Source organism: Chromobacterium sp. S0633, from assembly GCF_024158805.1.
In the GTDB taxonomy this organism is placed as follows: domain Bacteria; phylum Pseudomonadota; class Gammaproteobacteria; order Burkholderiales; family Chromobacteriaceae; genus Chromobacterium.
Genome location: NZ_JAMZGH010000022.1, coordinates 15,742 through 35,594 on the forward strand (window position 1 = coordinate 15,742; position 19,853 = coordinate 35,594).

The window sequence follows — 19,853 nt, forward strand, 5'->3', positions numbered from 1 at the left end:
GATTCGATATGGCCCACCTCAAGCTCAGCAATATTAAAAAAGTCTACGACGACGGCAACGCGGTCATCCACGGCGTCGACCTCGCCGTCCGCGACGGCGAATTCATGGTCTTCGTCGGCCCGTCCGGCTGCGGCAAATCCACGATGATGCGCATGATCGCCGGCCTGGAGGACATCAGCGCCGGCGAACTGTGGATAGGCGGCCAGCTCGCCAACGACATCCAGCCGTCCAAGCGCGGCGTGGCCATGGTGTTCCAGAGCTACGCGCTCTATCCGCACATGACGGTGCGGGAAAACATGGCTTTCGGCCTCAAGCTGGCCGGCAAGAGCAAGCAGGAAATCGCCGCCGCCGTGCACCGCGCGGCGCTGACCCTTCAGATAGAACACCTGCTGGACCGCAAACCCAAGGCCCTGTCCGGCGGCCAGCGCCAGCGCGTGGCCATCGGCCGCGCCATCGTGCGCAAGCCGGAGGTGTTCCTGTTCGACGAGCCGCTGTCCAATCTGGACGCCGCGCTCAGGGTGCAGATGCGCATCGAACTGGCGCGTCTGCACAAGGAACTGGGCAGCACCATGATTTACGTCACCCACGACCAGGTGGAAGCGATGACCATGGGCGACCGCATCGCCGTGTTCAACGCCGGCCGCATTGAACAGGTGGGCACGCCGCTGGAGCTCTACCAGCGCCCGGCCAACCGCTTCGTCGCCGGCTTCATCGGCTCGCCCAAGATGAACTTCCTGCCGGCGGCCATCGCCGCGGACGGCCCGGCCGGCCTGGCGCTAGAACTACCCGGCGGCCACCGGCTGAGCCTGCCCTTCCAGGGCCGCGCCGGCGACGCCGCCACCCTGGGCGTGCGCGCCGAACACCTGCGCTTCGCCGACGCCGGCGTGCCGGCGACGGTGCAACTGGTCGAACACCTGGGAGATGTGCAGATCGTCTACGTCCAGGCCGACGGCGTGGCCGAGCCCATCGCGGTCAAGCTGGGCGGCCAGGACGCCGCCCCGCCGGCCGGCAGCGCCTGCCGCCTGGCGCTGGACGCCGAGCACTGTCATCTGTTCGACGCTCGGGACCAGGCCTTGTCCAGGCTGGCGGCGCAAGCGCAGGCCCAGACCGAGACGGTGTGAACAACGGCAGCGCATACGCAAAAAGGACGCGATCGCGTCCTTTTTCATTTATCCACAGAAAACCTTATCCTGCCGTTTTATCCACAAGCCGCCATCGCCGCGAGACGATGCTCGGCTAAAAGCAGGCCTGCGCGACTTACCCACAAGCCGGCGTCTTCACACCGCTTTATCCACAGCAACCAGTTCAAAGCGGGGCCGCGCCGCGTCCAGTTCGAAACGCAGCAGCCTTCCGGCATGCGGCCGCAGTTGCTCAGCCAGCCAGTCCATGCCCGCCGCGCCGGAAGGAAATCCCTGATCCGGGCGCTCGCTGACGAAGACCACGTCGCGGCTGCCGGCGTCCAGCTTGAACAGGTCCGACTCCAGCCAGTTCAGACAGCGGCACACCACCCGCCGCTCGCCGTTCAGCCACACCGCCTCGCCCGGCTGCGGCGTTTCCGCCTGATCCCGTCCCAGCGGCAGGAAGGACTCGTCGCCCGCCGCCAGATCCAATTGCAATACGCCGCCCAGCTTGGCGATGTCCTCGCCGCCAAACGGGCTCAGGCTCGACAAGGACGCCTGATTGTACAAGTCCACCAGCGGCAGAATGCTGCGCAGCTTGTCCTTTTGCGCCGCCTTGACCAGGTATTCCAGCGAACAGCGCGCCTTCTTGTCGCCGGGCAAGTCCTTGTACAACTGCTTCCAGGCTTGCAGCAACGCATCCAGATCGCGCTCCGGCTCCGGCAGCGTCGGCAAGCGCGCGGGCAAGGCGGCGGCGTCTATCTCCAGCGCGATCAGGCCGCTGACCTGGATCTGCGGCAGGCGGGACAATAAGGCGGGGCTCAGGGCAATCTGCATCTCGGACTTTCCACGGTTGAATCCGCCTCAGCATAGGCCCGCCGCGGACAAAGGGGAAACGCGTTTTTTTGCTGGGGTATTAGTGAAACTGAATCCATTATGATTTCTGGCTGCCCATTCAATAAAAACCATTACTACCAATAAATAACCCATCATTAAAAACAAGCAAAGCATCAATCATTTTTAATGTATTTATTTTTTTATATAAACGCCATGGAATGCAAATAGAAATACTAGTCTTTAAGCCAGTTGCCGGCACCTACCATTAAATAAATCATCATTATTTTTAAATAATCAGGGGTGCAATCATGGGAACTTGGCATCAAGTTGCACTGGATGGGAGTATGAGCCAAAAAGGCGGAGTATTGAAAGCCACCAGCAAAATCTCCTGCGACAATATAAAAGTGGGTCAGACCGGCGATATTGTCGAATATCCGGACGGCAGCACCGCCATCGTCAGCGCTGGCTGCGGCCACGCTTTCTATAACAGGGAAACCGGTAAGTCGCTGGCGCTGATAGGCAGCCCGCTCAGCAACGGCGACAAGATCCGTTCGGGCCCGCCCAATGGCTTGCGCTTCCTTGATGAATACGAAGGGAAACCCATCCCCGGCTTCTTGGACCCTGACTGGAGCCCGGACCTTGTCAAAGAGATATAACTGCTGCCTTGGAGCAAGCACCACCGCCGGCGGCGTCATCGTAGCCGCCAGCGGGCAAGGACGCATCGAGGGCAGGGAGCTGGCCGTTGAAGGCGACCCCATCCATTGTCCGGCCTGCAACCGCCTAGGCCGCATCCTCTGCGTGCCGCCGCGGACATCGGAAATCTGGCATGGCAAACAAGCCGCGCTGGAGGGCGATCTGTGCATCTGCCAGTGCGAACCGCCGCCCAAACTGATCGCCAATCAAAAGCTGAAAAGCAATTCGACCGATGAAGGCGAACCTCCGCCTCCGCCGCCTGGACATGCGGCAACACAGGACTATGTCTCACCCTACCGCTTCGAAATCCAGTACCAACTGGTCAGCGAGACAACAGGCAAACCGCATGTGGGCATGCCTTACCGCATAGACCTGCAAGACAACTCCTTCAGAACCGGACTGACGGATTCGCTGGGCATGACCCAACTCATCGTCAGCACCCAGTGCATGAACTCAACCTTGACGGCCCCCTACCATGACGACAATACACAGACCTTTGATGGCGAGATCGGAAGCGACGCCTGTTGTAGTGACGATTCCTGAACCCGAACTCAGCGGCATGGCCTGGGTGGAGCGCTATCCAGGCAGCAACAGCCTCTCGGAGCTGGAACCAGCCTTCCAAGCCAATGTGCGGGCTTTTATTGAGGCATTGAAAGCGGCAGGTGCAACTGTGCGGGTGGCATCGACCTATAGGCCTGAGAAACGGGCTTATCTGATGCACTGGAGTTACCAAATTGCTAAAAAGCAAATTAAACCCAATAAGGCCGTTCTTCGTATAGACGTACCAATCTTGTGGGATCACAGTGATGATACGAAATCTATCGAAGCAGCCACCGCAATGTCAAAATATTTCAAGACACTTCATCTAGGTACTAATCCGGCTTTACGCACTAGGCATACTACCCGCCAAGCTATTGATATGAACACTACTTGGACAGGTGATTTAACAATAGCCAATAAAGATAGTTCTGTTGTAACTATTAAAACTGAGCCACGTACTGGCATGAATAAGGAGCTACATGCAGTCGGCGCCACCTACGGTGTTGTTAAATTTAAATGGGGCATAAAAGATAGACCGCATTGGTCTTCAGACGGAAGGTAAATTATGAAGCACATACTAATCTTTGTGATGATACTGTCTAGTAACACATATGGCGGTGCTTTAACAAATAAAGACGTCAAGCGCTTTGTTGAGAACGCAGAGATTTGTCAGCACTTGGTTGGCGAGGTTTCTGAGACTAGCGATATGACGATGATTAATGATGCCAATAAAGCATGTGAACAAGCCAAAAAACAGCGAAAGCGATTACTTAAAAAATATAGTAAAGACAGAGAAGTGATAAAAATCATCAGAGAATTTGATGAAACGCTTGCTCCAAAATACTGAAGCCAAATAAAAACCACATAAATTTTTTACATACCATGGAATTGTATTTCCATTTATTGACATGAAAAAATTTCTCGCTATTTTTATAATGCTTTCTAACAGTCTCTATGCTAGCAACCTCAACAATAAGGACGTAAAAATCTTCATAGATAATGCTGAAACCTGTGAACATCTAGCAGAGAGAGATAACAGGCATGGGTGACGCGAGACAACGCGAAGTCACCAAGGGGGTGAATAAGTATTGTGAGCGTGCTAAACGACAACAAAAGCGCTTGCTAATAAAATATAAGGCAGACCCTGACGTGATGGCTGAATTAAAGAAATGGAATGAAATATTCGGGACTGTAGAATGAAGAAAACAACTTTCTCCGAACACAATTCAAAAAACACAACGATATTAAACAGTAATATTCCAAGAATGATTTTGCAATCATTCATTATATTAATATCAAGCAAAGTGAATTCCAGCAATCTTGAATCGAATGAGATAAAAATATTTTTTGAAAATGCTCAGATTTGTGAACATTTATCCGGGGAGGTCAGTGGAGGGCATAAGGCAAAAGCTATTGATATCAAAAATGCTAATAAATATTGTGGAACAGCCAAGCGGCAAAGGAAAAAATTGTTGGAAAAATATAAAAATGATGGAGAAGTAATAAAAGTGATTAGGGAGTTTGATGAAACGCTTGACCCAAAACATTGAAGACCAAGAAAAATATCCGTTTATGAGTAATTAAAAATCTTTAGCCACAATGTAATTTCTATCTTATTTAACAATATGAAAAATTTACTCACTATTTTGGTAATGCTCTCCAGCAATCTCTATGCCGGCAACCTCAGCAATAAGGATGTAAAAAACTTTATAGATAATGCTGAAACCTGTGAACATTTGTCAGGTGAGATATCCGGCGATAATGATGCTCGTCAACGCGAAGTTATCCGTGATTTAAATAAATACTGTAATCGAGCAATGAAACAACAAAAACGATTACTAATAAAATACAAAGCAAACCCTGAAGTCGTAGCTGAATTGAAGAAATGGAATGAAGTATTCGGTATTGTGGAATGAACCGAGTGATGGATGCCCACCGCTAGACATGCGGGCTTGGACGCTGTGGATAAGAACAGCCCGCAGCTAAGCGGCGTCAGCTTCTAAAGCAGCATGCTGCAAACCAAGCAAGCCGGGCACAAATAGCAAGCCCGGCGCCATGGCCGGGCAGAAACCGCATTGGCGCGAGCTCAGTGGATAGAGCCGCCCGTCTTGCCATCCGCGTCCAGGAGTTCAACCGCGTTGAGCACCGCCTCTTCTATCAGCGAAAAAAAGCCGGCCCAATATTCGCCTTCCAGCCCTTCCGCGGTGAAATCGGCGTGCTCCGCCATGCGCGCCAACAGCGAATCTTCCGCATGGCAGGGGTGCTCCGCCACGTAGGCCATGTAATGGCCGGCAAACGCGCGGCCCATCCGGTAAGCCTCTTGATTGCTTGCCGTGGCTGGCACCAACTGGCAATACAAACGCAAACGCGCCGGCAGACACACCGCGAAAGAGGGCTCCTGCAAGGACTCCGTCTGGGCGACGGAATGCTCATCATGACGAAATGGACGTTTTACGGACATAAAGCCTCCCATTGGTCGTAGAACCTGTTCAATGCCTGCGCTGCGCGAAGCTTTGCGCGGCGAACGCCGCTTCAGAACGCCCACTACCGTATTCTTCAGCGCTAACGCCTTGCCTCGCTCAAATTGATCAGGCTCCCACTGCATGCCTGGCTTCAGGCTAGGAAAGCAAAGAGTAGCAGCTTTGGCGCGCCAAGGCCCGCGCATGCCGTCCCGGCCCCGCCGAGGGCGGGCGGCGAGCGATCAAACCGGCCGCTTGCCTGCGCTGTGGATGAATCCGGGTTTCAGGCTTTCCTGTGGATAAATCCGCTAAAGCCCGCATCGCGCCGCCCGCCAAAGAACCGGCAAAGAAAAAGCCCGGCGCAAGGCCGGGCTGTTCTGGCTTGAAACCGCCTTGAATCAGGCAGTCAGCCGCTGCTCGCGCGCGGCGGCCTGGCCCAATAACCAGGCGTCGATCACCTGGGCGGCGTGCGCCGGCAGGTGCAGCTTGAGCTTGGAACGGCGCCACAGAATGTCCTCGCTGCGCGTCGCCCATTCCTCGTTCACCAGATAACGCAACTCGGCTTCGTACAAGCCGGGCAGCAGTTCCGCGCCCAATTGCTCCAGGCCGGCGGCCTCGCCTATCAATCTAGCCACGCGGGTTCCGTAGGCGCGCGCCCAGCGTCGTGCCAACGCTTCCGGCAGCCACGGATATTGCTGGCGCAGGCTTTGCAGGAAGCGCTCGAAATCCGCGCCCGGCATATCGCCGCCCGGCAGCGGCGCGTCGGCGGTCCAGGTGGTCTTGTTGTTGCCCAGCAACGGCGCCAGCTTGTCCACCGCCTCTTCCGCCAGTTTGCGGAAGGTGGTGATCTTGCCGCCGAACACCGACAGCAGCGGCGCGCCGTCCAGATCCATTTCCAGCGAGTAATCGCGGGTGACGCTGGCGGCGTTGCTGGCTTCGTCGTCCAACAGCGGGCGCACACCGGAATAAGTGGACAGCACGTCGGCCGGGCTGATCTGGGTCTGGAAGTAGCGGTTGCTCATCTGGCACAGATACGCCACTTCCTGATCGTCTATCGCCACCTTGGCCGGATCGCCGCGGTATTCCACGTCGGTGGTGCCGATCAGGGTGAAATCCTGCTCGTAGGGAATCGCGAAAATGATGCGCTTGTCCGGGTTCTGGAAGATGTAGGCGTAAGGGTGGTCGAACAGCTTCTTGACCACGATGTGGCTGCCCTTGACCAGACGGATGGACTTGCCGGACGGCAAGGCCAGCGTGTCCTTGATCAGGCTTTCCACCCACGGGCCGGCGGCGTTGACCAGCGCGCGAGCGCGCGCCTGGCTGCGGCTGCCGTCTTCGGCCTGCAGTTCGCACAGCCAGTGTTCGCCGTCGCGGCGGGCGCCGACGCAGGCGGTGCGGGTCTGCACGCGCGCGCCGCGCTCGGCGGCGTCCTTGGCGTTGAGCACCACCAGGCGCGCGTCCTGCACCCAGCCGTCGGAGTAGACGAAGCCGCGCTTGAACGCCGGCTTGATCGGCTGGCCGGCCGGGTGGCTGGCGAAACTGACGGTTTCGGAGCCGGGCAGCACTTCGCGGCGCGCCAGGTGATCGTAGAGGAACAGGCCGCAGCGTATCATCCATTCCGGACGCTGGTTCTTGTCGTGCGGCATCACGAAGCGCAGCGGCCAGATGATGTGCGGCGCGGCCTTGAGCAGCACTTCGCGCTCTTGCAGCGCTTTGCGCACCAGGCCGAATTCATAGTATTCGAGATAGCGCAGGCCGCCGTGAATCAACTTGGTGCTGGCGGAGGAGGTGTGCGCGGCCAGATCGTCCTTTTCGCACAGCATCACCGACAAGCCGCGTCCGGCCGCGTCGCGCGCGATGCCGGCGCCATTGATGCCGCCGCCGATCACCATCAGGTCGTAAATCTCCACTGCCATCTTCCCTACCTCTTTCTTTCCAGGGGCCTGCTTAGAGGCTGTTCAAAGTCTGCTGCGCGTCGTGGAGCGTCACACGGCGAGTACAGCTTGTACCACGTGTGCATTCCGCTTTCTCAGCCGCAAGGCCTTGTCTCGCTCTTGCTCGCGAGACTTTGAACAGCTTCTTAGCGCCGTTATTCCCTCGCCGGCGCGCGTCAGCGCCCCAGCAATGCCATCCTACCCAGAATAATTATAAACGAACAAAAATACAACATTTTGCTTTCGTTTATACGTTGTTAGCACGCGGTTTTGTCTTTTTAACCGGCTAAACGCGGAAATACGCAAAAAAACAGGCGGCAACCTGAGTCGCCGCCTCGTAAAGCGCCCGGCAGCGCCGGGCCCTGCGGGATCTACACCCGGTTCAAGGCGGCGTCCTGATCGCGCCCATGCCAGGTGGTCAAAGCCAACAGCACGATGGCGGCGACGCAAGAGCCCACCATCAGCATGAAGCCGCCGTCCCAGCCAAAGTGGTCGACGGTGTAGCCGACCACCGCGTTGGCGGCCACCGAGCCGCCCAGATAGCCGAACAGACCGGTGAAGCCGGCGGCGGTGCCGGCGGCTTTCTTCGGCGCCAACTCCAGCGCGTGCAGGCCCACCAGCATCACCGGGCCGTAAATCAGGAAGCCGATGGCGATCAGCGCCAGCATGTCCACGGTGGGATTGCCGGCCGGGTTCAGCCAGTACACCACGGTGGCCACGGTCACCAGGGCCATGAACAGCATGCCGGTGGCGCCGCGGTTGCCTTTGAACAGCTTGTCGGACATCCAGCCGCACAGCAGGGTGCCGGGAATGCCGGCCCATTCGTACAAGAAGTAGGCCCACGACGATTTGTCCACCGAGAAGTGCTTGACCTCTTTCAGATAGGTGGGCGCCCAGTCCAGCACGCCGTAGCGCAGCAGGTAGATGAACACGTTGGCGAAGGCGATGTACCACAACAATTTGTTGGGCAGGATGTATTTCTTGAAGATGTCGCGCGCGCTCAGCTCTTGCTCGTGGCTGGCGTCGTAGTCTTCCGGGTAGTCGTTCTTATAGGCTTCCACCGGCGGCAGGCCGCAAGACTGCGGGGTGTCGCGCATGGTCAGATAGGCGAAGATGGCCACGCCGATGGCGGCGGCGGCCGGCACGTAGAAGGCGGCGCGCCAGTCGTTGAACCAGCCCATGCCCAAGATGAACAGCGGGCCGATCAGGCCGCCGCCCACGTTATGCGCGCAGTTCCAGATCGACACGATGCCGCCGCGCTCCTTCTGCGACCACCAGTGCACCATGGTGCGGCCGCTGGCCGGCCAACCCATGCCCTGGAACCAGCCGTTGAGGAAGAGCAGCACGAACATGATGCCCACGCTGGACGTGGCCCAGGGGGCGAAGCCCATCAGTAGGAAGATGGCGGCGGACAAAATCAGGCCGACGCTGAGGAAGACGCGGGGGTTGGAGCGGTCGGACACCGCGCCCATCAGGAATTTGGAAATGCCGTAGGCGATGGCGACGCCGGACATGGCGAAGCCCAGGTCGCCGCGCGAATAGCCTTGCTCCACCAGGTAGGGCATGGCTAGCGAGAAATTCTTGCGCACCAGGTAATAACCGGCGTAGCCGATGAAGATGCCGAGGAAGATCTGCCAGCGCAGTCTCCGGTACAAGCTGTCTTGCTCAGAGGAGGGCAATAGCGGCTGATGCGCCGCCGGACGGAACATGCTGATCATGGGAACACCTCATTTTTTAGTGTGGCAACTACGGTCCGATCTGCGCCGGCTCCGGATTACAAGCGCGGCGGCTAAAACGCCGCCGCGCGAAAACTGCGGCCGGTTCCAAGGAACCGGCCAGGCATCACAGGGTATAGGCCAAGGCCGCCAGCGCGCCGCCGATCAGGGAGCCGACCACCGGCACCCAGGCATAGCCCCAGTCGCTGTCGCGCTTGCCGGGAATCGGCAGGATGGCGTGCATGATGCGCGGCGCCAGATCGCGGGCCGGGCTCATCGCATAGCCGGTGGTGCCGCCCAGCGACACCCCGATGCCCAACACCAGCAGCGCCACCGGCAGCGCGTCGATGGCGCCCAGCGACATCTTGGGCGCCACCATGCTGAGGATGGCGAACACCAGCACGAAGGTGGCGACGATTTCGGACACCAGATTGCCCGGCAGGCTGCGGATGGCCGGGCCGGTGCAGAAGGTGGCCAGCTTGGTGTCGGCGCAATCGGTGCTGTCAAAATGCTTGCGGTAGATCAGCCACATCAGGCCGGCGCCGCTCATGCCGCCCAGCATCTGCGCCAGCACGTAGCCGGGCACCTTGGCCCAGGCAAACTTGCCGGCCACCGCCAACGCCACGGACACCGCCGGGTTCAGGTGGGCGCCGCTGATCGCCGCCACGCTGAACACGCCGACGAAGACCGCCATCGCCCAGCCGAAGGCGATGACGATGAGGCCGCTATTGTGGCCCTTGGTGTTTTTCAACAGCACATTGGCCACCACGCCGTTGCCCAGCAACACCAGCAAGGCGGTGCCGATGAATTCGCCCATTAAAGGATTCATGATTGTTTCTTCCGGATAAGGAGTGCGTCCGCCGCGCCCGGGCGGCGGAACCTATCAGTCGTCGCGTCCGAGACAGGCCGCGTTCATCAAGCCTGTTCGTCGTCGGCCCAGACCTTGGCGGCGTTCACCGCGCGCCGCCAGCCCTTGACCTTGCCGGCCACGTGCGCGGCTTCCAGCCGCGGCTTGAAGCGGTGGTCCAGCTGCCATTGGCCCTGGACGTCGTCGACGTTCTTCCAGTAGCCGACGGCGAGGCCGGCCAGATAGGCGGCGCCCAGCGCGGTGGTTTCGGTGATCTTGGGGCGCACCACGTCCACGCTCAGGATGTCGGACTGGAACTGCATCAGCAGTTCGTTGACGGTGGCGCCGCCGTCCACGCGCAATTCGGCGATGTCGAAGCCGGCGTCGGCCTCCATCGCCTTGAGCACGTCCATGGTCTGATAGGCGATGCTGTCCAGCGCCGCGCGGGCGATGTGGGCGGCCTTGGTGCCCAGGGTGGCGCCGACGATGGTGCCGCGCGCGTTCGGATTCCAATGCGGCGCGCCCAGGCCGGCGAAGGCCGGCACCAGGTAGACGCCGTCGCTGTCGGCCACTTCCTGGGCCAGCGGGCCCACGTCGGCGGAATGGCGGATGATGCCCAGGCCGTCGCGCAGCCACTTGACCACCGCGCCGCCGATGAAGATGGAGCCTTCCAGCGCGTACTGCACCTTGCCGTCCACCTTCCAGGCGATGGTGGTCAGCAGATTGTTCTTGGATTCGATCGGCGCGTCGCCGGTGTTCAGCATCATGAAGCAGCCGGTGCCGTAGGTGTTCTTCACCATGCCGGGGCGGGTGCATTGCTGGCCGAACAAGGCCGCCTGCTGGTCGCCGGCCACGCCGGCGATGGGGATGGCCACGCCAAGATGGGCGGCGTGGGTGTGGCCGTAGACTTCGCTGGAGCTTTTCACCTCCGGCAGCATGCTGGCCGGAATGCCCATGATGTCCAGCAGCTCGGCGTCCCATTCCAGGGTATGGATGTTGTACAGCATGGTGCGCGAGGCGTTGGACACATCGGTGACGTGCACCTTGCCGTGGGTGAAATTCCAGATCAGCCAGCTGTCCACGGTGCCGAAGGCCAGCTTGCCGTCGCGGGCGCGTTCGCGCGCGCCCGGCACATTGTCCAGAATCCACTTGATCTTGCTGCCGGAGAAATAGGCGTCCACCAGCAGGCCGGTCTTGGAGCGGATCAACTCGCCCAGGCCGCGCCCCTTCAGCTCATCGCAGAATTCCGCGGTGCGGCGGTCCTGCCATACGATGGCGTTGTACACCGGGTGGCCGGTTTCGCGGTCCCATACAATCGTGGTTTCACGCTGATTGGTGATGCCGATGGCGGCGATGCTGCGGCCGTCGATGCCGGCCTTGGCCACGGCCTCGGCCGCCACGCCCACCTGGCCGCCCCAGATTTCCTGCGGATCGTGCTCCACCCAGCCCGGCTGCGGGTAGATCTGACGGAATTCCTTTTGCGCCAGCGACACGATGTCGCCGCTGCGATTAAACAAAATGGCGCGAGAACTGGTGGTGCCTTGATCCAAGGCCAACACGAATTGATCCTGCATAGGGTTTCTCCTGTTCAGCCGGTGGGCGGCCTGGTGTCTGTTCGTTCGTTGCATGCGGCGGCGGATGCCGGTTGCGGACCGTGCTCCATCGCTCAAGTTATTGATAATGTTTCTTTTTGTACTTATGACGTTCGTTTTATTTTCGAGCCATTCTAGGCCCCGGCCAAAGCTTGTCAATCGTTCTTCGTAAAAAAATCTTAATATCGCGACTTTCCGCGCCGCTCCAATTCATGCTGCAAAGCAATAACAGCAAGGGTTTGCTCCCTGTAGCGCTCCACTACAAAGGGTGCCGTTTCAGCAAGTTATCGAGTAAAAGCCCTATGTTGCAGCGCATTGGCCGCCATGATTCTCCACTGACTCTGTGTTGCAACAAAGTTTTTGTCTTTATCTGGAGATAAAATAACCCTGTTCTGGTCCCAAGATCCCCCTAGGGCCAGCTTTTCGGCGGCTTCTCTCGCTTGCCGCTGAAAAGGGTAAAACGCGCAAAAAACGAACATTCACCCTGATCCAGTGGCGGGATTCGCACACAGGCCGCGCGTTTTCCGGCCTTAAACGCCGCCGGCCTTACGTAGTCAAGCCGCTACAGTCCGACTGTGGCAGCATGACAGACAGTTCCATCAAACGCGGCGCAGCCTAGATGGAAAGACGCACGGATGTGATTGGCAAAACAACACCGCCCACGCCAGGCCGCGCAACGCCTCGCGGCCGGACCGGGCATAAAGGACTGTCATGCTTCGCAATACCAAAATCCTAGCCACGCTGGGCCCGGCTTCCAGCACGCCCGAAATCATCCTGGAACTGGCGCGCTCCGGCGTGAACGTGTTCCGCCTCAATATGAGCCACGGCAGCCATGACGATCATCGCGCGCGCCTGGCGTCCATCCGCGCCGCCGAAGCCGCGCTCGGCCGCCCGCTGGGCGTGCTGGTGGACCTGCAAGGACCCAAGCTGCGCATCGGCCAGTTCGCCGTGCCGACGATGGTGAACACCGGCGACGCCTTCGACTTCGTGCTGGACGAGGTGGACGGCGACGCGCAACGCGCCAGCCTGCCGCATCCGGAAGCCTTCGCCGCGCTCAAGCCCGGCCATCGCATCCTGGTCAACGACGGCAAGCTGGCGTTTCACGTGGAACAAGTGGAAGAACGCCGCATCGCCACTCGGGTGGAGGTGGGCGGCGAATTGTCCAGCCGCAAAGGCTTCAATCTGCCGCAAACCATATTGCCGCTCTCCGCCATCACCGACAAAGACCGGCTGGACGCCGAATTCGCGCTGAAGGAAGGCGCGGACTGGCTGGCGCTGTCCTTCGTGCAAACCGCCAACGACGTGCGCGAGCTGCGCGAACTGGTGGGACAGAAGCTGGGCATCATGGTCAAGATCGAAAAACCGTCGGCGGTGGACGAGCTGGACGCCATCACCGAACTGGCCGACGCGGTGATGGTGGCGCGCGGCGATCTGGGCGTGGAGCTGCCGCCGGAAGACGTGCCGGTGGTGCAACGCCGCATCGTCCATCAGTGCCGTCATCTGGGCCGCCCGGTCATCGTCGCCACCCAGATGCTGGAATCGATGATCACCGCGCCCACGCCCACCCGCGCCGAGGCCAACGACGTGGCCACCGCGGTTTACGAAGGCGCCGACGCGGTGATGCTGTCGGCGGAAACCGCCGCCGGCCAGTTCCCGCTGGAAGCGGTGCGCATCATGGACCGGGTGATCCGCCGCGTGGAAAGCGCGCCGGACTACCGCCGGGTGATGGCGCTGGATTACAGCGCCGCCGACGCGCCGGACCGCGCCGACGCCATCGCCGCCTGTGTGCGCAAAGTGGGTTCGCTGCTGCCGGTCACCGTGTCCGCCGCCTTCACCACCAGCGGCTCCACCTGCCTGCGGCTGGCGCGCGAGCGCCCGCACACCCCCATACTCGGCATCTCGCCGCGGCTGAACACCGCGCGCCGGCTGACCCTGGTCTGGGGCGTGGTGGCCTATAACGGCCCGGACGCGGAAAACCTGGAAGACATGGTGGTGAAAACCACCTTCGCCGCCACCAAGCTGGGCCTGGCGGAACAAGGCAAGCCCATGGTGATCATCGCCGGGGTGCCCTTCGGCACGCCGGGCACCACCAATTTGCTGCGCATCGTCTACCCTTGAACGCCGGCTGAGCGTCACAGCAAACGGAACCTTAGGGTTCCGTTTTCGTTTGCCCGTCGTCGGCCGCGGCAGCGGCTATGCTTAGCTGATCAGCACGTTCCGGATTCCTCTCGATGATCGCTAGCATCCGCCGCCTCGGCCTGACCCTGCTGCTGCTCGGCGCCTGCCTGACCGCGCCCTGCCGCGGGCAAGACGCGGACATCCTGACCGTGGCGGTGGACGCCAACGCGCCGCCCTTCATGTACGAGGAGAACGAACGGGTCGGCGGCCTCTACCCGCGCCTGGTCAGCGCCGTCTGCGATAAAGCCGGCATTCCCCATGCGTTTCGGGCCCTGACGTGGCGCCGCGCGATCTTCGAACTGGACCGCAGCGCCATGGCGGCGGCCGGCATCTACAAAACCGTCAACCGCGAACAGCGTTACGACTTCAGCCTGCCGCTGTATCAGGAACGCATTGTGGTGGTCTACCTCCGCCAACGCCCCATCGATTTTCGCAGCCTGGCGGATCTGGACAATAAGCGCGTCGGCGTGATGGCGGGCTGGAGCTACGGCGACGAATTCGACCGCGCCCGCGCCGACAAGCGTTTCAGCGCCTACGACGGCGACTCCGACCGCCAGAACCTGCAACTCCTGCAGCGCGGCAATCTGGACGCGGTGCTGGCGATACAGGAAGCGATGGACGCCAGAATGCAAAACGGCGCCTACGCCAATCTCGCGGTGGCGCCGGCCATCCTGGCCAGCAAAGCCACTTATCTGGCCATCAACAAAACCTCGCCGCAGCTGCCGCTGTTGCAGCGCTTCAACCAGGCGCTGGAGAAAATGCGCCAGGACGGCAGTTATCAACAATTGGTGAAGCAGTTCTTCTCCGGTCGCCCCCCCTCCAAACCCTAGGCCGGACTTAGCGTCCCCCTGAGCAAAACGGTTTTTGCTATAGTCATCTACTTGTCCTACCGATGACCATGCCATGTCCATTTTGCACCTGTCGCCGCAGCAAGCCCGCCATCTGCAACTGGCCGCCCAAGGCCTGCTGAGCCCGCCGCGCCGCAAAGCCGGCAAGGCCGACGTGCTGGCCGCCATCCGCCGCATGGCCTTATTGCAGATCGACACCATACACGTGGTGGCGCGCAGCCCCTATCTGGTGCTGCACAGCCGGCTGGGATCCTACGATCCGGCCTGGCTGGACCAATTGCTGGCCGAAGGCCGGCTGTTCGAATACTGGGCGCACGAAGCCTGTTTCGTTCCCGCCGAGGACTACGGCCTGCTGCGCCATCGCATGCTCAAACCCGAGGCGATGGGCTGGAAATTCTCGCTGCGCTGGCTGGAGCAGCACCGCGCCGACATCGACGCGCTGATAGACGGCATCCGCGTCAACGGCCCGGCGCGTTCGGCGGACTTCGAACGCAAGGACGGCAAGGGCAACGGCTGGTGGGACTGGAAGCCGGAGAAACGACATCTGGAAGTGTTGTTCACGCTGGGCCGGCTGATGGTCAGGGAAAGACGCAATTTCCAGCGCGTCTACGATCTGGCGGAACGGGTGAAGCCCGGCTGGGACGACGCGCGCGACCTGCCCACCGAAGAACAGGCGCAATGGCGGATGCTGCGCAACAGCTGCCGCGCGCTGGGCGTGGTCAAGGCCGGCTGGGTGGCCGATTACTACCGGCTCAAGCGCGGCCGCTACGACGCCATGCTGCACCAGATGGCCGATGCCGGCGAACTGATCCCGGCCCGCATCGACGGCTGGCAGCACGACGTCTTCGTCGACGCCGATCTGGCGGAACGCCTGCCCCAAGCCGTCTCCGGCGAGCTCAAGGCCACCGCCACCGCCATCCTGTCCCCGTTCGACCCGCTGGTCTGGGACCGCAAGCGCGCGTCGGAACTGTTCGACTTCGACTACCGCATCGAATGCTATACCCCGGCGCCCAAACGCCAGTACGGCTATTTCGTGCTGCCCATACTCAACCGCGGCAAGCTGGTGGGCCGGCTGGACGCCAAGGCCCATCGCGCCCAAGGCGTGTTCGAGGTCAAGGCGCTCTACCTGGAGCCCGGCGTTCGCCACAGCGCGCGGCTGAGCGCCGATCTCAAGACCGCGCTGCAAAAGCTGGCCGACTGGCACGGCGCGCCGCGGCTGCATGTGGAACGCGCGCCGGGGACGCTGGCGGCCGCTCTGAACGCCTGAACGCCTGAACGCCTGAACGCCTGAACGGAGGCGCTCCTTAAAGAGGCGTCAATTGCTTGCGGTACTGGATATAACCCAGGTTCTCCGCCAATTGATCGTAAAGCCGCCGCGCGGTGGCGTTGGTCTCATGGGTCAGCCAATACACCCGCGAACACTCGCGCTCGCGTGCCCACCGGTACACCCATTCGATCAGTTGCCGCCCGGCGCCCAGGCCGCGGCAATCCTCGGCCACGAACAAATCCTGCAAATAGCAGTAATCGCCCAAGGTCCAGCTGCTGGGGTGCAATACGATGTGCACCAGCCCCACCGCCCGCTCGCCGTCCCAGGCCAGCCAGCCGCGCATCGCGTGATCCGGCAGCAGATAGCGCCGCCAGGTTCCCATGACCGTGGCCTCGTCCATCGTCACTTGGTAAAAACGCTGATAGCCGCGCCATAGCGGCAACCAGGCCTCGTAGTCTTCGGCCCGCAACGGGCGGATGAAAAGCGTATCGCTCATGCCGATCTCCAGTGGCGGCGCAAACGCGCCCAATGCGCGCATTGTGGCCCAAGCAAGACGGAGTCATAAGAACCACTTGGCCTTGCAGCCAGGAGCCACCCCGGAACTTCGGCCTTCGCCGGCGCTCAATACAGCATTTTCCCCAACGAGGACGTTTACATGCGCGCCACGCTTTTGATCGCCGCCGCTTCCGCCCTGGCTCTGGCCGCTTGCAGCGAGAAGCAAACCAACCAATTGCAAGAATCCGCCTCCAGCGCCATCGGCACGGTGCACAACACGCTGCAGGACAGCAGCGCGCCGCTGGGCCAGCTCAAGGAACAGGCCAGCGCCGCCATCGGCGTCGCCAAACAGGCAGGCGCCGCGGCCGCCGCGCTGAGCCCGGAACTGAAAGAGCAGGTGAACAAGCTGAAAGAACAGGCTTCCGCCGTGAAGGGCGCGCTGCAGGCCCAGGAGAAAAAGGCCGAGCAGCCGCAATCCGAGCAAAAATAAGCCCGGCCGCGTTGGCGGCATTTTTATGCCGCCGCGCGTTTTCTTTAGCGGATCTTTAGCCCCTGCTGACTAGGATGAGGTCGCACCCCTAGCCAAAGGAGAAATCCGCCATGCTGACCCTGCCCGACCTCTGCGGCCCGCAAGACATCCTGCTCAATCAAACCCTGGCCGACAAGGCTGCGCTGCTGGAACACGCCGCCTCCCAGCTGGCCCAGCGCCACGCCCTGCACCGCCCAACGCTGGCCGCCGCGCTGCATGAGCGCGAACAGGCCGGCAGCACCGCGCTCGGCCACGGCCTCGCGCTGCCGCATGCCCGCATCGAGGGCCTGACGGAAGCCCGCGCGCTGCTGCTGCGGCTGCAAACCCCCATCGCCTTCGACGCCCCGGACCAACAAGCGGTGCATACCGCGCTGGTGCTGCTCCTGCCGCGGCAAAGCCGCGAGGCCCATCTGCATATTTTGGCCAGCTGCGCGCGCATGTTCGCGGAACGGCCGTTCCGTCAGGCGCTGGAACGCTGCCACAGCGCGCAGGCGCTCTATCACCTGCTGTGCGACTGGGCCGATCCGGAAGAACTGAACGACCCGCACTTCCTGCTGGACAGCAACCGTTACTTCATGGACAGCGAAGCCAGCCTGCGGCCGGATTACACGGTGAAGCGCAAGATGGTGGCCCGCTTCTGATCACAGCTTGCCGATGGACACGCCGCCGTCGACGAACAAGGTGGTCCCGGTGACGAAGCTGGACGCGTCCGACGCCAGGAACAAGGCCGCCCGCGCGATCTCCTCCGGCGCGGCCATGCGCTTGAGCGCGTGCAGGCCGGCCACCGCCTCGCGCTGCTCCGGCGTCGCCGCCGCGGCGCGGCCCATCTCGGTGTCTGTGCCGCCCGGCAACAAGGCGTTGACGCGCAGGCCCCGTGCGCCGTATTCCGCCGCCAGCGTGCGCGCCAGCCCCACCAGCCCCGCCTTGCTGGCCGCGTAAGCGGCCATGCCGGGAAAGCCGATGGCGTGGCCGACAAAGGACGAGGTGAAGATCATCGATCCGCCGCCGCTGCGCAACAAGGCCGGCAGTTGGTGCTTGGCGCACAGAAAGGCGCTGCTCAGATTGCTGTCCAGCGTCTCGCGCCAGCCGTCCAGCGACACCTGGTCCAGGCTGCCCAACGCGCCCAGGCTGCCGGCGTTGTTGAAGGCGACGTCCAGGCCGCCGAATCTATCCAGCGCCAGCTCCACCGCCTCCCGCGCGCAATCCTCCGAGGTCAGATCGCCGGCCAGAGCCGCCGCCTGACCGCCGCCTGCCACGATTTCCGACACCAGCCGATCCAGCTTGGCCGCGCGCCGCGCCACCAGCACCACGCGCGCGCCTTCGCTCGCGAACAGCCTGGCCGCCGCCATGCCGATGCCGGAACTGGCGCCGGTGACGATGGCGGTTTTATTGATCAATGCGCCCATTGAGTTTCCTCCTGAAAGTGAATGAGACCCGCGCCGGTATTCGGCGCGGCGACAGCTTCAGTTTCAGGCCGATCAACCCGTTTGGCATTCCGATTCTTGCTGACTTGATGCGCGGTTTCGACGCGAAAACCGTTTATCATGGCGCGATTCCATTTCCATCCGGATTTTCGTCATGAAATCATTCAAGGTTCAGTTAGTTGGCGCGCTGCTGGCGCTGAGCGCCGCCGTCCACGCCGCCCCCGTTCTGGACGCGGCGCCGCGCACCGCCGTGGTTTCGGCTTTCGGTCCGGAGGAAACCCTGCTGCTGAACCAGGCCGTCGATAAACGCGAATACCGCGTCAACGGCGTGCGTTTCACCACCGCGCAACTGGAAGGCCGGCCGGTGCTGCTGTTCATGAGCGGGGTCAGCATGAGCAATGCGGCGATGAACGCCCAGCTGGCGCTGGACCGCTTCAATGTGAGCCGCATCGTGTTCAGCGGCATCGCCGGCGGCGTGGACGACCGCTTGCGCATCGGCGACGTGGCGGTGCCGCGGCGCTGGGGCAATTACGCCGAAGCCATCTACGCGCGAGAAACCGCGCCCGGCCGCTACGCGCCGCCGCCGTACGCGGACCCGGCCGCGCGCGCCCACTACGGCATGATCCACCCGCGCGACGTCAAGCTGGCCACCGCCGACGGCGGCAGCGAAACCCGCTTCTGGTTCGAGGTGGACCCGGAACTGCTGCGGCTGGCCAAGAACTTGCCGGCGGACACCCTGCGCGGCTGCGACGCCGCCCAGCGCTGCCTGTCCGCGCCGCCGCGCATCGTCGCCGGCGGCAACGGCCTGTCCGGCCCCATCTTCATGGACAACGCCGGCTACCGCGATTACCTGGCCAAGACTTATCAGGCCCAGGTGGTGGATATGGAAACCGCGGCGGTGGCCCAGGTGGCGCACGCCAACCGCGTGCCCTTCATCGCCTTCCGCAGCCTGTCCGATCTGGCCGGCGGCAGCGAACACGCCAATGAAATGGACACCTTCATGCAGATCGCCGCCGACAATGCCGCCAATACGGTGCGGGGGCTGCTGCGCGCGTTGAAACCCTAGCCCAGCTGCAACAACACCGCCAGCTCATCCACCTCCTCGCTCCAGTCCGCGTCCTCGGCCAAGGCCTGACGCAGAAAATCCGCCTGCGCCGGCGTCCAGAACGGCGCGTCGGCCAGCACCGCGTTCCGCGGCAAGGGATGGCTGGCGATGAAGGCGCGGATGGCGGCGGGCTCGTCCGCCAGGCCCAACTGGCGGAACAGCCCGGACAGGGAATGTTCGCTGGTGTCCATGACGCTTCTCCTATGGGGGGATGTCTGATGATAGACCCGAATCGCCGCCGCCGCCGCCGGCCCTTGCGCCATGAAAAACGG

General features: G+C 61.6%; 22 protein-coding genes. 13 read left to right on the forward strand and 9 right to left on the reverse strand.

What is annotated here, in order from left to right:
- Nucleotides 1-8: 8 nt before the first annotated feature.
- Nucleotides 9-1,121, forward strand: coding sequence for an ABC transporter ATP-binding protein (locus NK214_RS13630; protein ID WP_253314755.1), 1,113 nt, complete (start codon nt 9-11; stop codon nt 1,119-1,121).
- A gap of 156 nt (nt 1,122-1,277) precedes the next feature.
- Here the strand turns inward: NK214_RS13630 and NK214_RS13635 are convergent, their stop codons facing one another.
- A complete protein-coding gene (locus NK214_RS13635; RefSeq protein WP_253314756.1) occupies nt 1,278-1,955 on the reverse strand; it encodes a B3/4 domain-containing protein in 678 nt (225 codons plus the stop codon).
- Between the two features lie 344 nt (nt 1,956-2,299).
- On the opposite strand from NK214_RS13635, the gene NK214_RS13640 reads away from it, so the two are divergent.
- The 6 genes from NK214_RS13640 (at nt 2,300) to NK214_RS13665 (ending at nt 5,104) form a co-directional block, all read left to right on the forward strand.
- Nucleotides 2,300-2,611 (forward strand): hypothetical protein, encoded by a 312-nt coding sequence (locus NK214_RS13640; protein WP_253314757.1) that lies wholly within the window; start codon nt 2,300-2,302, stop codon nt 2,609-2,611.
- A complete protein-coding gene (locus NK214_RS13645; protein WP_253314758.1) occupies nt 2,595-3,191 on the forward strand; it encodes a PAAR domain-containing protein in 597 nt (198 codons plus the stop codon). The genes NK214_RS13640 and NK214_RS13645 overlap by 17 nt, the downstream gene beginning before the upstream one ends.
- On the forward strand, nt 3,148-3,750 hold the full coding sequence (locus tag NK214_RS13650; protein ID WP_253314759.1) for a hypothetical protein: 603 nt from the start codon (nt 3,148-3,150) through the stop codon (nt 3,748-3,750). Before NK214_RS13645 ends, NK214_RS13650 begins: the two co-directional genes overlap by 44 nt.
- Nucleotides 3,751-3,753: 3 nt before the next feature.
- A complete protein-coding gene (locus NK214_RS13655) occupies nt 3,754-4,035 on the forward strand; it encodes a hypothetical protein (RefSeq protein ID WP_146176761.1) in 282 nt (93 codons plus the stop codon).
- A 349-nt stretch (nt 4,036-4,384) separates the two neighbouring features.
- On the forward strand, nt 4,385-4,738 hold the full coding sequence (locus NK214_RS13660) for a hypothetical protein (protein WP_253314760.1): 354 nt from the start codon (nt 4,385-4,387) through the stop codon (nt 4,736-4,738).
- 75 nt (nt 4,739-4,813) lie between these two features.
- Nucleotides 4,814-5,104, forward strand: coding sequence for a hypothetical protein (locus NK214_RS13665; protein ID WP_253314761.1), 291 nt, complete (start codon nt 4,814-4,816; stop codon nt 5,102-5,104).
- Between the two features lie 170 nt (nt 5,105-5,274).
- Here the strand turns inward: NK214_RS13665 and NK214_RS13670 are convergent, their stop codons facing one another.
- The 5 genes from NK214_RS13670 to glpK form a co-directional block, all read right to left on the reverse strand.
- The gene (locus NK214_RS13670) at nt 5,275-5,793 is read right to left on the reverse strand and encodes a hypothetical protein (RefSeq protein ID WP_253314762.1); all 519 of its coding nucleotides are present in this window, start codon (nt 5,791-5,793) and stop codon (nt 5,275-5,277) included.
- A gap of 252 nt (nt 5,794-6,045) precedes the next feature.
- Nucleotides 6,046-7,563 carry a glycerol-3-phosphate dehydrogenase gene (glpD, locus tag NK214_RS13675; protein WP_235085554.1) on the reverse strand — a complete coding sequence of 506 codons (1,518 nt, stop codon included), beginning with the start codon at nt 7,561-7,563 and terminating at the stop codon, nt 6,046-6,048.
- Nucleotides 7,564-7,952: 389 nt separating this feature from the next.
- Nucleotides 7,953-9,299, reverse strand: a complete 1,347-nt coding sequence (glpT, locus tag NK214_RS13680; RefSeq protein ID WP_227105909.1) for a glycerol-3-phosphate transporter — start codon at nt 9,297-9,299, stop codon at nt 7,953-7,955.
- Nucleotides 9,300-9,423: 124 nt separating this feature from the next.
- Nucleotides 9,424-10,125, reverse strand: coding sequence for an MIP/aquaporin family protein (locus NK214_RS13685; protein WP_107801339.1), 702 nt, complete (start codon nt 10,123-10,125; stop codon nt 9,424-9,426).
- Nucleotides 10,126-10,211: 86 nt separating this feature from the next.
- Nucleotides 10,212-11,717, reverse strand: a complete 1,506-nt coding sequence (glpK, locus tag NK214_RS13690) for a glycerol kinase GlpK (RefSeq protein ID WP_107801340.1) — start codon at nt 11,715-11,717, stop codon at nt 10,212-10,214.
- A 729-nt stretch (nt 11,718-12,446) separates the two neighbouring features.
- On the opposite strand from glpK, the gene pyk reads away from it, so the two are divergent.
- From pyk to NK214_RS13705, 3 genes are all read left to right on the forward strand, one after another.
- Entirely contained in the window at nt 12,447-13,853 is a 1,407-nt protein-coding gene (gene pyk, locus NK214_RS13695) for a pyruvate kinase (RefSeq protein WP_253314763.1), read from the forward strand.
- Between the two features lie 113 nt (nt 13,854-13,966).
- A complete protein-coding gene (locus tag NK214_RS13700) occupies nt 13,967-14,743 on the forward strand; it encodes an ABC transporter substrate-binding protein (RefSeq protein ID WP_107801342.1) in 777 nt (258 codons plus the stop codon).
- Nucleotides 14,744-14,816: 73 nt separating this feature from the next.
- Nucleotides 14,817-16,028: a winged helix-turn-helix domain-containing protein gene (locus NK214_RS13705; RefSeq protein ID WP_227105911.1), complete on the forward strand. Its 1,212-nt coding sequence runs from the start codon at nt 14,817-14,819 to the stop codon at nt 16,026-16,028.
- 37 nt (nt 16,029-16,065) lie between these two features.
- Here the strand turns inward: NK214_RS13705 and NK214_RS13710 are convergent, their stop codons facing one another.
- Nucleotides 16,066-16,524, reverse strand: a complete 459-nt coding sequence (locus tag NK214_RS13710; RefSeq protein WP_253314764.1) for a GNAT family N-acetyltransferase — start codon at nt 16,522-16,524, stop codon at nt 16,066-16,068.
- Nucleotides 16,525-16,683: 159 nt separating this feature from the next.
- Between NK214_RS13710 and NK214_RS13715 the strand changes: the two genes are divergently transcribed.
- Together NK214_RS13715 and NK214_RS13720 are read left to right on the forward strand one after the other, a co-directional pair.
- The gene (locus NK214_RS13715) at nt 16,684-17,013 is read left to right on the forward strand and encodes a hypothetical protein (protein ID WP_227105915.1); all 330 of its coding nucleotides are present in this window, start codon (nt 16,684-16,686) and stop codon (nt 17,011-17,013) included.
- Between the two features lie 110 nt (nt 17,014-17,123).
- Entirely contained in the window at nt 17,124-17,693 is a 570-nt protein-coding gene (locus tag NK214_RS13720; protein ID WP_107801347.1) for a PTS sugar transporter subunit IIA, read from the forward strand.
- Here NK214_RS13720 and NK214_RS13725 read toward each other — a convergent pair whose 3' ends face one another.
- A complete protein-coding gene (locus NK214_RS13725) occupies nt 17,694-18,458 on the reverse strand; it encodes an SDR family oxidoreductase (protein WP_253314765.1) in 765 nt (254 codons plus the stop codon).
- Between the two features lie 172 nt (nt 18,459-18,630).
- On the opposite strand from NK214_RS13725, the gene NK214_RS13730 reads away from it, so the two are divergent.
- Nucleotides 18,631-19,542: a 5'-methylthioadenosine/S-adenosylhomocysteine nucleosidase gene (locus NK214_RS13730; RefSeq protein WP_253314766.1), complete on the forward strand. Its 912-nt coding sequence runs from the start codon at nt 18,631-18,633 to the stop codon at nt 19,540-19,542.
- Here the strand turns inward: NK214_RS13730 and NK214_RS13735 are convergent.
- A complete protein-coding gene (locus tag NK214_RS13735) occupies nt 19,539-19,772 on the reverse strand; it encodes a DUF2789 domain-containing protein (RefSeq protein WP_107801350.1) in 234 nt (77 codons plus the stop codon). The genes NK214_RS13730 and NK214_RS13735 overlap by 4 nt on opposite strands.
- Between the last annotated feature and the right edge of the window lie 81 nt (nt 19,773-19,853).